At 35.6% G+C, this 12,974-nt stretch carries 19 protein-coding genes; 3 read left to right on the top strand and 16 right to left on the bottom strand.

Annotated elements, in window-relative coordinates; genetic code table 11:
- Positions 1–96: 96 nt before the first annotated feature.
- The 5 genes from OWR28_RS14430 to OWR28_RS14415 form a co-directional block, all read right to left on the bottom strand.
- Positions 97–384, bottom strand: coding sequence for a hypothetical protein (locus OWR28_RS14430; protein ID WP_332387179.1), 288 nt, complete (start codon positions 382–384; stop codon positions 97–99).
- A 54-nt stretch (positions 385–438) separates the two neighbouring features.
- Entirely contained in the window at positions 439–900 is a 462-nt protein-coding gene (locus OWR28_RS14425; RefSeq protein WP_332387178.1) for a helix-turn-helix domain-containing protein, read from the bottom strand.
- A 23-nt stretch (positions 901–923) separates the two neighbouring features.
- Positions 924–1,217 carry a hypothetical protein gene (locus tag OWR28_RS14420; RefSeq protein ID WP_332387177.1) on the bottom strand — a complete coding sequence of 98 codons (294 nt, stop codon included), beginning with the start codon at positions 1,215–1,217 and terminating at the stop codon, positions 924–926.
- A 384-nt stretch (positions 1,218–1,601) separates the two neighbouring features.
- Positions 1,602–1,715 (bottom strand): bacteriocin-like protein, encoded by a 114-nt coding sequence (locus OWR28_RS27025; protein ID WP_494168456.1) that lies wholly within the window; start codon positions 1,713–1,715, stop codon positions 1,602–1,604.
- Positions 1,716–1,740: 25 nt separating this feature from the next.
- The gene (locus OWR28_RS14415; RefSeq protein WP_002980068.1) at positions 1,741–1,884 is read right to left on the bottom strand and encodes a bacteriocin-like protein; all 144 of its coding nucleotides are present in this window, start codon (positions 1,882–1,884) and stop codon (positions 1,741–1,743) included.
- 371 nt (positions 1,885–2,255) lie between these two features.
- Here OWR28_RS14415 and OWR28_RS14410 point away from each other — a divergent pair, with 371 nt between their 5' ends.
- Complete coding sequence (locus OWR28_RS14410) at positions 2,256–3,038, top strand: alpha/beta hydrolase (protein ID WP_332387176.1); 783 nt, start codon at positions 2,256–2,258, stop codon at positions 3,036–3,038.
- A gap of 44 nt (positions 3,039–3,082) precedes the next feature.
- Positions 3,083–3,451, top strand: a complete 369-nt coding sequence (locus tag OWR28_RS14405; protein ID WP_332387175.1) for a VOC family protein — start codon at positions 3,083–3,085, stop codon at positions 3,449–3,451.
- 80 nt (positions 3,452–3,531) lie between these two features.
- Here OWR28_RS14405 and OWR28_RS14400 read toward each other — a convergent pair whose 3' ends face one another.
- The 11 genes from OWR28_RS14400 to OWR28_RS14350 all read right to left on the bottom strand — a co-directional run bounded on the left by OWR28_RS14400 (position 3,532) and on the right by OWR28_RS14350 (position 12,319).
- Positions 3,532–3,864 (bottom strand): helix-turn-helix domain-containing protein, encoded by a 333-nt coding sequence (locus tag OWR28_RS14400; RefSeq protein ID WP_332387174.1) that lies wholly within the window; start codon positions 3,862–3,864, stop codon positions 3,532–3,534.
- 21 nt (positions 3,865–3,885) lie between these two features.
- Positions 3,886–4,653 (bottom strand): hypothetical protein, encoded by a 768-nt coding sequence (locus tag OWR28_RS14395; RefSeq protein WP_332387173.1) that lies wholly within the window; start codon positions 4,651–4,653, stop codon positions 3,886–3,888.
- A 17-nt stretch (positions 4,654–4,670) separates the two neighbouring features.
- Positions 4,671–5,531 carry a phage tail-like protein gene (locus OWR28_RS14390; protein WP_332387172.1) on the bottom strand — a complete coding sequence of 287 codons (861 nt, stop codon included), beginning with the start codon at positions 5,529–5,531 and terminating at the stop codon, positions 4,671–4,673.
- A gap of 52 nt (positions 5,532–5,583) precedes the next feature.
- Positions 5,584–6,363, bottom strand: a complete 780-nt coding sequence (locus OWR28_RS14385) for a phage tail-like protein (protein WP_332387171.1) — start codon at positions 6,361–6,363, stop codon at positions 5,584–5,586.
- A gap of 370 nt (positions 6,364–6,733) precedes the next feature.
- Positions 6,734–7,216, bottom strand: a complete 483-nt coding sequence (locus tag OWR28_RS14380; protein ID WP_332387170.1) for a hypothetical protein — start codon at positions 7,214–7,216, stop codon at positions 6,734–6,736.
- 32 nt (positions 7,217–7,248) lie between these two features.
- Positions 7,249–8,175, bottom strand: coding sequence for a hypothetical protein (locus OWR28_RS14375; protein WP_332387169.1), 927 nt, complete (start codon positions 8,173–8,175; stop codon positions 7,249–7,251).
- A 58-nt stretch (positions 8,176–8,233) separates the two neighbouring features.
- The gene (locus OWR28_RS14370) at positions 8,234–9,622 is read right to left on the bottom strand and encodes a hypothetical protein (RefSeq protein WP_332387168.1); all 1,389 of its coding nucleotides are present in this window, start codon (positions 9,620–9,622) and stop codon (positions 8,234–8,236) included.
- 366 nt (positions 9,623–9,988) lie between these two features.
- Positions 9,989–10,060 carry a hypothetical protein gene (locus OWR28_RS14365; RefSeq protein ID WP_332387474.1) on the bottom strand — a complete coding sequence of 24 codons (72 nt, stop codon included), beginning with the start codon at positions 10,058–10,060 and terminating at the stop codon, positions 9,989–9,991.
- 10 nt (positions 10,061–10,070) lie between these two features.
- Positions 10,071–10,418, bottom strand: coding sequence for a transposase (locus tag OWR28_RS14360; protein WP_332387167.1), 348 nt, complete (start codon positions 10,416–10,418; stop codon positions 10,071–10,073).
- Positions 10,419–10,841: 423 nt separating this feature from the next.
- Positions 10,842–11,447, bottom strand: coding sequence for a PLP-dependent aminotransferase family protein (locus OWR28_RS14355; RefSeq protein ID WP_332387473.1), 606 nt, complete (start codon positions 11,445–11,447; stop codon positions 10,842–10,844).
- Positions 11,441–12,319 carry an aminotransferase class I/II-fold pyridoxal phosphate-dependent enzyme gene (locus OWR28_RS14350; protein ID WP_332387166.1) on the bottom strand — a complete coding sequence of 293 codons (879 nt, stop codon included), beginning with the start codon at positions 12,317–12,319 and terminating at the stop codon, positions 11,441–11,443. The genes OWR28_RS14355 and OWR28_RS14350 overlap by 7 nt, the downstream gene beginning before the upstream one ends.
- 93 nt (positions 12,320–12,412) lie before the next feature.
- Here OWR28_RS14350 and OWR28_RS14345 point away from each other — a divergent pair, with 93 nt between their 5' ends.
- Entirely contained in the window at positions 12,413–12,964 is a 552-nt protein-coding gene (locus tag OWR28_RS14345) for a GNAT family N-acetyltransferase (RefSeq protein ID WP_332387165.1), read from the top strand.
- Positions 12,965–12,974: the final 10 nt, after the last annotated feature.

The raw sequence follows: 12,974 nt of genomic DNA, 5'->3' as shown, positions 1-12,974 counted from the left end.
TAAACAGCATCAAATCTACTTATTGAGAGATTAAAGTTAACATCATAAAAGTGGACTTATCTTTAAACTGTTTTATAATTTTATCTATTTTTTGATTTATGATGAATTTTTTTCTATAACCCCATTGTGACTTTTAATAAGATTATACTCATCATTTTCATCCTGCTGAATTCCTAACTGAAAACCGGACGGACTTGAAATGATCACAGAATTGATTTCCGACTGGGCAGTTTCATTCATTTCATCAATCATTTCACTGTCACCTCCAACAGCAAGCATTTGTGTGGGGTAGAGCCGCACATTTACCTGAACATCATCTGCCTGGGCAAATATGTTAACGGAAACAAAAAAGAATACTATTGAAAAAATACATTTTATCCCCATATGTTATTTTTCACTTATTTGTTATTTATCCAAAAATACAATATTATTTTTATATTATTTCATTTCTGAGGGATTTTTTCCTGTATGTTTTTTAATAAAATTGCTGAAATTTCCTTCATCGCTGAATCCCAGCTCATAAGCGGTTTCAGAAATGTTGTATCCGGAGAAGCTAAGCGATTTTTTACATTCGTTGATGAGCTTTTCAATAATAATATGTTTAGCACTTTTTCCCAGAACATATTCGGTCATCTCCGTTAATTTTCTTGGGGTGATATTCAGTTCATTGGCGTAGTAGGAGACCTTTTTAGCTTTTTTATAGTCCCGCTGCAAAAGAATTTTAAACCGGTTTACAAAGTGAAGGTAATCAAGTTTTACATCTTTTTTCAGTGTTTCTGCGGGAATATGGAGAAATGCATCCAGAATCAGCCTTTCGATAGCATTATGAGCTGCTGAAATAAACAGGCTTTCGTCCTTGTGCTGAAAGTTGTGCATCCTTCCCATAAAAACTACGTTCATTTCCTTTATATTTTCAAAAGGGGCTATAAAAACATCAGAATCATAATTAAAAAAAGCCTTGAATTGAGAAACATACTGTCTTTTGCAGATCTTTCATAAAAACTGGAAGAAAATGTGATAAGATAAACCTCACCTCGTTTGGTTTCACCGAATACAATCTGCTTTTGGGGACCTAAAAATGCGATATGGCCACCTTTTATGAAGTGCGGAATATTTTCTATTTCCAATGTGATGTCTTCTATAATGATATAAATACAGAAATACTCAAGTGTATTAAAACTTCTTTTATTATTATTCCTTTGTATTACATTATTCAATGTGTTAATACTAAATCCTAAATTTTTTAATTGGTCTGTTATAACGTACATAATAATAAGCCTCAATAAAAATGGTTAATCTGTCTTATAAAAAGAAAATTTATAAATCAGATAAATGACCCTGTAAATCAAATCAAAGTAGCATACATGTGATATTCAGTTCTCACTTTGTAACTTGATTTAAATACTTATATAAATGTATACAAAATAACTTGATCTTCAGAGGGCTTATCGGGAATATTTAAGTGTTTTTTTATACTACAGGTTACTGAAAGCTATTTTGAAGATGTAAAAATAAAAAGCCTGCAATTCATACGAATTGCAGGCCTTATCCGGAGAATACAGTCTTTTTTTAACTTAATATCTCACATGGTGCTACACAGATTACCCATGGGCATCTTTTGATTCCCGGGGTGGGCAGCATGCTTCGGAACAGCTTAAAGCTCCTCCGTTGATACTTTTCAACTGTTCTCTTGTGATTTTTTTAGAATTTTTCATAGTCAAGTAATTGTTTTTAAACTGATTAAGGCTGGTTTCCACCACCACATCCGTCGTATGGCATACATTGCCATTTACCACCAATTAAGCATAGCTGGCCGCCTCTGCAGTCAATACCTCCTTTAATTGTTTTCAATTCCTGTCTTTCGATTTTCTTTAAATTTTTCATAATAATTTAGGTTTAGTTCTTTCCGAAATTAGTAAATTTTTATCAACTGTTGTAGAATTATTGTGAAAATATTTACTTTCAATCAATAGAAAATTTAATATTTTACCTTTAATCTTCTGAAAATAAATAAAATGTAATGTATGTTACAGAGTGAAAACTATTTATTAAATGGCGCTCATAAGGAATAACCCTGTTTATATAAAATCTTGTCTTGTGGCAAGTTGGATTTCCTAATGGCTTGCTAATTTTGAATAAAAGTTTAATTACCAAATCCAATACTATTATGAAAAGTCTATTTAATTTCTCTGTTCAGTTAAAATCATTGCTGATGATAACTTTTTTCAGCCACATGTATGGTATGCGCACAAAAAGTGAAACCATCTGAAAGCGGTTATGCACCCGTTAACGGTCTCAAGGTGTATTATGAAGTCTATGGTAACGGTAAACCTCTTGTATTACTGCATGGTGCTTTTATGACCATTGACATGAATTGGGGAGCGCTGATTCCTGAACTGTCTAAAACCAGAAAAGTAATTGCTGTTGAACTTCAGGGGCATGGACATACTCCGTTCTCGGAACGTAAATTATCACACGCTGTTCTGGCCAGCGATGTTACAAAGGTAATGGACTATCTGAAAATCGATAAGGCTGATGTGGCAGGGTATAGTTTTGGTGGGGAAGTAGCTTATCAGCTGGCGATACAGAGCCCGGAAAGACTGAATAACCTGGTAATCATTTCGTCAACCTATAAAAGCAGCGGCTGGCTGCCGGAAGTCAATAAAGCATTTGAAGGAATGAAACCTGATCTCTTTACAAACAGTCCTATGCATACTGCTTATAATGCTGTAGCACCTGATAAAACAAAATGGACAAAATTTCTGGAGCAGATGATGGCCTCTGCCGGAAAGCCTTTCGACCTGGGGGATGATCATATTTCTAAAATTCCGGTACCTGTTTTAATCATCGCCGGTGATAATGATGGACTGGATAAAACCGAGCTTTCAAAAACCTATAAATTATTGGGAGGCGGGGTTTCTGCGGATATGGGAGCTATGCCGAAATCCCAACTGGCAATTGTTCCGGGACAAAGCCATGTCAGCGTGATGATGCAGACCACAACCATTCTGAACTATCTGAACAGCTTTTTGAAATAGTCTGATACATCAGTGATCTATTTACCATTGTCAAAACTTATCTTATGATTACAAAATTTGAGGCAGGAATTAATATCGCTATAAAAATTCCTAAAAATAAATATGAAAAAACCGTTGCTTTTTATAAAGATATTTTAAAACTGAAAGTAGAGGAGAAGCCGATCAGTAATCCTACCGTGTCAAGGACTCATGAAGTACAATTCGGGAATAATGTGATCTGGTTAGACTGCGTAGACAATTATACCCATTCTGAAACCTGGTTACAGCTTACAGTTCCTGATGTAGAGGCAGCAACACAGTATTTGCAGTCAAACGGAGTGGAAACCTGCGATGAAATTGAAGAGCTCCCTGAAAATATGCACTGGATTACCGATCCGGCGGGAACGGTGTTTAATTTGCAGCAAACGCAATAGGAAATATATAATATTCTCATTTAATAAAAAATAACCTCCCAAAATAAGGAGGTTATAAAACACGGACTTTGAATAACAGATTATTGAATGTCCGGGACTAAGCCGAACTTTTTCCATTTTGCAACAGTGTTTCTGCTGAGCTTATATTTTAAGGCTATCTGAGTGTTGTTGAGATTGTGCTTTTTTTGATATTCTAATATTTGTGTTATTGACTGCTCATCATAAGAGCGGTGCTTTTGGTTGAATATGTCAGTTTCAAGGCTGCTTGTTTCAAAAATAAGATTGTTAAGGGTAATAACATCTATTCCTGTTAAGTTTTCCTTACTCAGAAGGTTTTCACAAGCCTTTGCTTTTTGGGGATACTGATATTGAATGATATCTTTGAATATCTTCTTGTAATCCGGGTTATTCATTTTGCCAAGTGTACACTTTATTTATAATATTCTTTCCAGGCTGATACTGCTGTCGGGTGTTCCTCCGAAAGTAAAGGCAGCAACAGACAATCCGGGAGTGCTGATATTAACCCTGAAATTAACATCATTATTCACATCAAGGAACAAAACGGTGTCTGCTGATGCTGAAAAACTGTTTGCGCTGATAAAGGCCGCATTGGCTGACATATAGGCTTTTTGTTCTCCGTTTACAGCAATGGCAATATTTACTTTTACCCCTGCAAAACCTATATTTCCTCCGTTGAATAACACATTGAAATTGATTCTATACAGTCCCTTCTGGCGTATACGGAAAGTATCTGACGGTCTGAAAACAGACAGGTAATCCGAAAACTGATTGCTGTTATTGGGAATAGATAAAGGAAGGTTTCCTGAAGTACATAAGAAACTCAGGCATGCTACGCTGGAGGGTTCTATCCTCGCGCGGGTCCATGTAGTGGCTTTTCCCTGGGGAATAAATGTTTGTTTCCATGTTGTTCCGTCATACACTTTGGAAACGGATGCATTCTTGTCATACATCAGCATCGCTTCCATAGTAGCATCATCATTATAACCGTCAGGCTGGGCTGCATTATATTTCGGTAAAGTTGTTTTGTCATTTGCTGCAGGCTGAATGAGTACTTTCCGGCCTGTCGTATTTTGTAGTTCTAATTGGGTATAGGGAGTTTGTAAAGCACCTCCACCTATAATTACCTGTGCATTTGTAAATGCACCGCCCAGTATACATAACAATACTATATAATTTTTCATCGGTTTTTCTTTATAAGTTATTTTAATCTTTGTACATTAATAAATGTATCGGTATGGTCCGTAGAGTTGGAATACGTTGAAATAAGAGAGCTTGTAGATACGGCAGCTGCCAGCCTGATTCTGCTGTTGGCAGGTAACGTAATGGTGGAAGATACACTGGCACTTTTATTTCCGGATTGTCCGAGGTCAAGGAATATACCTCCGCTTAGGCTGGTTTCTTTAAAAGCCAGGGTAAACCAGGTTGCTCCGCTATCATAGCTTACATCAAGGTTTACCCAGTACGAAACATCCTGTCCTAAGCCCAGTAAACTGGTTCCGTTAAAACCTACTACACCTGAAATGTGGTATAGCCCTGCAGCAGGAATAACAATATAATCAGTTCCGACCTGTGCATTTAAGTTATTCACAAGGAGCTGCGGTCTGCTGGTTGCATTTGAGACAGGGATTGTTTGCCTGTTATTACTTCCAAACAGTTGGGATAATGCACAGGTATTAATACCAAGAACCGAGACACATGTCCAGTTTTGTGCTGCGCTTGCTTTTGTACGGGTTTCAAAGGGATTGTAAAATCCTCCCAGCTGCAATGCAGGAATCCATACGGTGCCGTCATATTTATAATATTGTTTATCTTCTTTATTGTATAAAAGGGCTCCTTCCAGAGCAGGGAGGTCGTCGAAATGGTCTTCTGCTGAGGCATTGTATAGTGGGAAGTTTCCTATGCTATTCGTTTTTGTCAGTATGAGTCCTTTTGCAGGATCTTTTATATCAAGTAGTGCATTAACGTGTGGACTGCCTCCTGTTTTGGAAATCAGGACCTGTGAAGAGGCTGAAACACCAAGCAGTACAGAAAAAAGGAAGGTAAATATTTGTGTTTTCATTATGTGTATAATTAAAGGATTACTTTTTCAAAAACGAGCTCTCCGGTACCATTCATTCCATTGTTCTGGAAGGTAGAAGATATTGAGATACCAGGAAATGGTACTGCAGGGAATACTGCAGATAGCCAGCCAGACGAATTTTATCACCAACATTCAGTTGAGTAACAATTGAGCCGTTAAATACCGGATTATATCCTAAACTAGCGTTGTCTGAGGTAAATGACTGTGAATCAATATCTGCAAAGACAGTTGGGGTTGTTGCATTTGCTTTTTGAAGCTTTAACCGTACTTCGGTAGGTGCCGAACCTAACACCGCATAGGATCTGTAGGTAATCCTATATAATGCCGCTTCATTTACAGTAATAATATTGGAGGCAAGTGACAGGTTGATATTAGCTCCCTGAAAATCTGAAGCTCCTGAGCTGCTAATAGGTATTACAATGTCAGATACTGTACAGCCTGTTCCAAGAAAAGGAATAGTGCATGACAAAGTAACATTGGAAGGCCGGGAAAAGTGGGCAAGGTACTGCGGTTTGGTTTCAACAATATAGTCATAGGTACTTTTCCATCGTGTTCCATCGTGTTCGTAAACTGAAGCGTTACTCTTACTGTATACTAATGCTCCTTTAAATGTATCATCTCCAACAGGGTTTGCTGCGCTGCTTATTTGAGGTACGGAAGGCAGCAGGACAGCCTTGGCAGGAGTTGTGGATTTTACATCCAGAATGGCATTGGGATGTGGTTCATGATCACTGGGATTAGTGGAAATACTAATTTGTGCATATCCTTTAACGGCAAGCAGGCACACTAGTATGAAATGTGTTTTTTTCATTGTATAATTATTTTTACATTTTGTGTTTTTTAATTCAGATTTAGAAGGGAAGGATAAGGGAAGATATCCTTCCTCCTAATTCAAAATATAATGACATTTGTGTTAATAGAATCGAAACCTGATAAATATCTGATGATATAAATTTTACCTTTTCACTATGACAATAGTAATTTGCTAATCATTATTTCAACTGATCATCCGGATTCTGTGGCAAAGATATTTTAAGGGTTGATTTCTAATACTATAAAAGCATTGTCATAAACTAGCGGAATCTGTCATTTTGTTAATCGGGATTGTTAAAAAGATAAAAATGTTGAAAATTATCCATGATTTAGTATCCATGTATACATATTTTCCTCTGTGCTGATGTTCAGCTTTTTCTGATCCTGTATTTTTTACTGATTACGGAATTGAGGGTTACCTTCTTATAACGTGCTATTTCTTTGGTATCAAACTTTAATTTGATCAGCGCGCAATATTCCAGATCAGAATGGGAGAGTTGCGGATTGATTTTCAGCAGTTGTTTATGAAATGTTGGAAAGGTTTCAGAAAACTTCAGATGGAAAGATTTGTCATTGTTATGAACGAGTTGTATGAGTTCATTAACAGCGTCAGTATTGATATCCTGTTTTACCCTTTGGTAAGAGGATGCATCATTTTGGTTTGAGCTTTCCTCGGTACCAGCGAGGGTTTCAGCTGTTTTATGAAGGCTCTCTCTTCCGGAACAAAAAATATATATGATAATGCCTGCAAAAGAGATAGATAAAATAATAATGATTGTCAGTGATTTATTATCCGGTTCTGTTTGGGTTTGGGTATTCTTTTCGTCAGGAAGAGAAATAACATTATTCAATACCTCCTTTTCAACTTGTAAGATGCTGTCAGTTATTTTTTGTGCTTTTGCAGAATAGATGGCCTGGTTTTATAATCTTCAAGGCCTAAATAGGATTCAGCTTTTCCTGAATAAATATCTTTTACCAGTAATGGATAAATTTTAGCTTGCAGGGCTGCTTGGGCTGCCTTTTCAAAATTCTCTAATGCTTTTTTGTAGTTTTTCCTTTTATTCTCTATGTTTCCTTTTAATGTATAATATCTGATAAACTCTGATTGATCTTTTTCTGTTTTCATATCTCTGGCAAACAGCGCCAGATATTTTTCAGTATTTTTGATGTCATTTTTAGAATAATATTCGTTACTTAATTCTATAGCGAATGAAGAAATATAAAAATTTCTATAGGAAAATGCAGAGCTTGTTTTCTTTGATTCATTATAACCATTGTGAAGATATAGTAAGATAGAATCTTTTTTCCCGGTTTCATTTTCCTTTCTCAGGTTTCTTGCCATGGTTCTGTATACTGTCGCTTTAATGATATGAGCTTCTTCACTGCTGGTACTATCTGCCTGAGCAAGAGCTTTGTTGAGCGATTTCCGTGACCTTTTGGTATAGCCTAGTTCAGTATAAATCATTCCTTCTTCCAGATAGAGCCAGGCCAGCGTGTCATAATCATGATATTTCTCCGCTAAAATTTTGCCTTCAGGGATTATTTTCAGGGCTTCTTCATACCGCTGTTCATTCATATAAATGGAGGGTATGATTTTCATAGATTCCGTAATTCCTTTTGAATACTGAATGCCTTTGGATTGTGAAAATATGGTATGCCACAGTTTTAATAATCCTTTGCTTCCGATATTACTGTAAGCATCTTTACTTTTTCCAATTTTTATTAAACTGTCAATGCTCTTTTTCCGCCCGGAATAATCTTGCGGGTAAGAGTATATGCTGCTGAGAATAAGTAATATGTAAAAAAACAATTTTGTTCTCACTGTAGTAAGTTTAAAAATTCAATATTTTTTAAAGTCAAATAAAAATTTATCCGATATTCAGCATCCAGGTATACATGTTTTCATCAGTGCTTATATTCAGTTTTTTTCTGATCCGGTATTTTTTACTGACAACAGAATTTATAGTAACATTTTTATAACGGGCTATTTCCTTGGTATCGAATTTCAGCTTGATTAAAGCACAATATTCCAGATCCGAATGGGTAAGCTGGGGATTGATACTGATAAGTTTCTGGTTGAAAGCCGGAAAGGCTTCAGAAAACCTGAGAAGAAAAGATTTATCATCATTTTTGGCCAGCTGAACAAGTTCCCGGAGTACTTCAACCTCTGTTTCAATCCTTGCATTTTCATAGATAATCATTGGTTTAGGACCCTGTTCCGGCAGGTTGTCTTCTACAGTTGCTTTGTTTGGTTTTTTACGATGTGTAATATAGAGCGTCAAACCCGTCAACATTATGAGTATACCTGCAACAAGATAATAATTGATATTTTCCTTGTCAGGAAAGGATTTCTCATTTTCATTAAAGTCTATTGTTCTGTTTAACAATTGCTGGTCAGCTATAACAATACTATCTGTAATTTTCTTTGCTCTTGTACTGTATGCTGCCTGATTTTTAAAATCATTAAGCCCCAAATAAGCGTCTGCTTTTCCTGAATAAATATCTTTTAGCGTGAGAGTATATATTTTATATTTCTGGTTGATTTCCAGGGCTTTGTTGAAGAAATACAGTGATTGTGTATAGTTATGCTTTTTATTTTCTATATTTCCTTTAAGGATATAATAATGGATGAATTCAGATTGATCCTTTTGCTGGGACATTATTTTCTTAAACTCATTCAGGTACATCTCTGATTTTGATAAATCATTTCTCAGATAATACTCTTCTGCCAGGTCTGTTGCGAAAAGACTCAGAAAAACCTTTTTATAAGGACTTTTATTACTCATCTTTCTTATCTCCTCATAACCTCTGTATAGATAGACCAAAGCAGAATCCTTTGTACTGCCTGCTGCTGTTTGAATGTTTTTCGCTTTTGTCCTGTCAACAAGCCCTTTTATCAAATAACTTTCTTTTGCAGGTATTTTATTAAGAAGGAGCAAGGAGTTGCTAAGTGCTTTCTGAGATCTTTTAATATATCCCAGTTCAGAATAAACCACAGCTTCCTGTATAAGAAACATAGATAACAAATAATGATTATCATCTTTCTTTGCAAGACTTTTACCTTGCATAATCTTCTCAAAGGCGTCTTTATAATTCTGTTCATTCAGGTAAACTTCTGACATTTTCAGATCAGCCTGTATCATTCCGTTGGTGTAATCAATCTCTTTAGATTGGTAATATATTTCAGTACAGATCCGTAAGACTTCACTGCTTCCTTTGGTGGCATAAATATCTTTACCCTGAACAGCAACAATCATACTATCAATACTTTTTTGCTGTTCATTATTGTCCTGTGAATAACAAAAATTATAGAAGACAACTAAAATTATCAGTAAAAATTTAATTTTCACAAATAAAAGTTTTTAAATATTGGATAAATCCCATGGGTAAACACAATTGATGCAAAAGATTTACCTATTAAAGTTACTTATTTATTATTATATTTTATCGGATTATCATCATATATGATGACTAAGTTTTATATCTGTACGGATATAAGTAATTGTTTAAACTTTTTATAATATCCGATACTGCTTTTTGAACTCCATTGTCTCAACAGAGTGTAAAAGGGATAAGAATATATGTGATTGTATAAGAGACTGTAGAAGAACTGTTGATTACAACTAATGAAATCCATTTTTATATTTACCAATCCATTTATATAATGTGGTTTTAGGAATTCTGTATTCATTCATCACTTCCTTTTTACTTTTTTCCCTGAATCAATAAGCTCCAGAATGAATGAAATAATTTCCTGGGTGTAGAGTTTTTTCTAAACTGTGGGAGCGAAGATCGGGCATTGCTGTTATTTACTTTGGCAGGAGGTGCATAAAGGATCAGGTAATTGGAATAGACCCTGAAAAAATCATATTCAAGCAAAATACTGAATCTTAGAATCAGATCACTTTCTATGGATTTCTGGGATAATATTTTCGTTAATTCATCATCTGTACATTTTATAAACTTACAGATTCTGTTATTATCTATATTATATTCTTTTATTCTTTGGGTGATGAGGTCACCCATATGGATATTCTTAATATCGTAAATCATCCGTAGTATTAAATTTGTGTTTTTTAAAATAAAAATATTTGAAGCAGATTACAGCATTTTCAAATCGTATGCAAAATTATTAAGATTGCTTAAATACAGGAATTGTCATGACTGTCGATAACTGTCGAAACTTATCAAATTGTGTTATTTGCTGACTGATTTTACCTTTCTGGGAAAAAATCAGCCATGAAAATATAAACTTTTAAATCCGATCATTAAACCTGTTTTTTACAAAATAAATTAAAATAGCTAGCTTTCATTTACTATCAAAATCAAATTACAATACAATTTTTGACATATTGGCTGTCAAAAAAAATATAAAGTCTAAAATTGTATGATTTTTTTCGCAATGCAAATTTATCGATAGAGTGGTTTGGGTATGTAGTCCGATTTTGATAAAATATATAGTCCAGTTTTTTAAGCTTAGATTAATCCTTTCAGAATTTCTACACTCCGCTCAAGCTGGTCTATAGTGGATGAGGCAAAACCCAGACGTATTGCATTCTGATCATATCCTTCATACCGGTGTAAACTGCCATCTGATATGTATAAGCCTTTTGAATAAGCGTATGCTGCCAGTTTTTCAAGATTAATGCTCTTATCAAACTCTGTCCAGACAGTCATTCCTCCTTCAGGAACTGAAAAATCTATTGCTTTGTTAAGCTCAGATTTCAATAAATTACAGAAATGATCCCGTCTGCCCTGATATATACTTAAAGCTTTCCTCGTATAGCGCTGCACCGTTCCGTCGTTTATAATATCTGCTATGGCATTGTCAAGGATATGATCTCCCTGCCGGTCCAGCAATACACGTATATTGGAAAGATGTTTAATGACATTTTCTGAAGCCACCAGATAACCCATACGAAAGGCAGGAGAAAAGCTTTTACTGAAAGAACCGCAATAGATGACCATTCCGTTTTCATCAGCACTGGCCAGCGGTAGTAAAGGGCGGCGGCTATAGTGAAAGTCAAAATCATAGTCGTCTTCAAAAATAATAAAACCATATTCATTGGCAAGTCTCAACAGCTCAAGTCTTCTGTCAATACGGAGCGATACCGTAGTTGGATAATGATGGTGGGGGTTACATATACCATCCTCACTTTCGTTTTTTTACAGATCTTTTTCAGTTCATCCACACATACCCCATACTCATCTACAGGAATCCCTATGTGTTGGGCTTTGGCATGTATAAAATTGTGTTCTGCACGCTGCCATCCCGGAATTCCTGATACTACTACATCACCGGGGTTTATCAATCCTGTACAGACAAGATTAATTCCCATCAGGGTTCCGCGAACGGATAAAATATTTTTCAGAGAAGTTTTTAATCCTCTGGTTTCGTTCAAGTGATTGGATAAGGTGGTTTTGTAGAATTCGGAACCATCAGGAAAACTATAGCTCCCGAATTTATCATATAAACCGCTTCTGGTCAGCTGGTTTCTGTAGGCTCTGTAAAGTTCTTTTAAGGGGGCCAGCTTCGGATCCGGATAACCGTCATCCAGATGAAGATCTGAGTTGGGAATAAAGTAAGGATTAGGAAGGTAATGATTTTCATGAAGTTCAAAACCTGCTGTTTTAATTCCTTTATTGCTGACAATATCCTGAAGCTTTTCAGGATCGGGTTCCGGAATGTGTGAGGAAACAAATGTCCCGCGTCCGATGAAGCTTTCCAGCCAGCCCTGCATCTGTAATTCATCAAATGCTTTAGACGCTGTGATCCGATTGATATTGAATAGTTTTGCTATCTCTCTTGAAGAAGGTAGTTTTTGTCCTGTTTTTAATTTCCCCTGTCTGATAAGGATTAAAATTCCATCTGATAACTGGAGATATACTGCCCGGTTGGAAGCAGGATCAATGGTTATGTGATTCAGCAGACTTTTAATAATTGGACTATCCATTTTATTTGTATTGGATTACAAATATACTCCAATGTGCAGTTAATTTTGCTGCAGTTAAATAATAATCAAAATAAAATTTAAAACAGAAATAATATGAAATTTAGTATTCAGCCTCATTTAGAAACTGAAAAAGTAGATTTATATCCTTTGAAGGAAGAAGATTTTGAAGAAGTGTATGCAGCAGCGGCAGATCCTAAAGTCTGGGAGCAGCATCCCAGTAAAGACCGATGGAAAAAAGATGTATTTAAAGTGTTTTTTGACGGAGCCATTCAAAGTAAAGGCGCATTCCGGGTGGTTGACAAATTCACGGGAAAGATTGTAGGAAGTACCCGCTTTTATGATTATAATCCCAGTGAAAACAGCATCTTTATAGGATATACCTTTTATTCGGTGGATTGCTGGGGTAAGGGAATAAATCCGGTTGTGAAAGCCGCTATGTTAAACTATATTTTTCAGTATGTTGAAAAGGTGTATTTTCAGATTGGAGCTGATAATGTCCGTTCACAAATAGCAATCGGCAGGATTGGAGCAGAGAAAGTAGGTGAAGAGGAAGTAAGCTATTTTGGAGAAAGCTCTTCATTGAATTATATCTATGAAATATCAAAAGAGAAATGGGAAGTTTATTGTAGTTCTGCAAAAAAATAAAATAATTAAA

The sequence above is a fragment of the Chryseobacterium sp. 1B4 genome (assembly GCF_036631475.1).
Taxonomy (GTDB): domain Bacteria; phylum Bacteroidota; class Bacteroidia; order Flavobacteriales; family Weeksellaceae; genus Chryseobacterium.
Note: the sequence above shows the minus strand (reverse complement) of the source record. Positions and strands in the feature narration are given on the sequence as shown.

Coding starts and splice junctions, on each gene's coding strand:
- OWR28_RS14345 (WP_332387165.1), top strand. CDS start 12,413: ATGAAATTTAGTATTCAGCCTCATTTAGAAACTGAAAAAGTAGATTTA.
- OWR28_RS14370 (WP_332387168.1), bottom strand. CDS start 9,622: ATGATTGTTGCTGTTCAGGGTAAAGATATTTATGCCACCAAAGGAAGC.
- OWR28_RS14390 (WP_332387172.1), bottom strand. CDS start 5,531: ATGAAAACACAAATATTTACCTTCCTTTTTTCTGTACTGCTTGGTGTT.
- OWR28_RS27025 (WP_494168456.1), bottom strand. CDS start 1,715: ATGAAAAATTCTAAAAAAATCACAAGAGAACAGTTGAAAAGTATCAAC.
- OWR28_RS14425 (WP_332387178.1), bottom strand. CDS start 900: ATGAACGTAGTTTTTATGGGAAGGATGCACAACTTTCAGCACAAGGAC.
- OWR28_RS14405 (WP_332387175.1), top strand. CDS start 3,083: ATGATTACAAAATTTGAGGCAGGAATTAATATCGCTATAAAAATTCCT.
- OWR28_RS14400 (WP_332387174.1), bottom strand. CDS start 3,864: ATGAATAACCCGGATTACAAGAAGATATTCAAAGATATCATTCAATAT.
- OWR28_RS14415 (WP_002980068.1), bottom strand. CDS start 1,884: ATGAAAAATTTAAAGAAAATCGAAAGACAGGAATTGAAAACAATTAAA.
- OWR28_RS14395 (WP_332387173.1), bottom strand. CDS start 4,653: ATGAAAAATTATATAGTATTGTTATGTATACTGGGCGGTGCATTTACA.
- OWR28_RS14360 (WP_332387167.1), bottom strand. CDS start 10,418: ATGATTTACGATATTAAGAATATCCATATGGGTGACCTCATCACCCAA.
- OWR28_RS14430 (WP_332387179.1), bottom strand. CDS start 384: ATGGGGATAAAATGTATTTTTTCAATAGTATTCTTTTTTGTTTCCGTT.
- OWR28_RS14350 (WP_332387166.1), bottom strand. CDS start 12,319: ATGGATAGTCCAATTATTAAAAGTCTGCTGAATCACATAACCATTGAT.
- OWR28_RS14385 (WP_332387171.1), bottom strand. CDS start 6,363: ATGAAAAAAACACATTTCATACTAGTGTGCCTGCTTGCCGTTAAAGGA.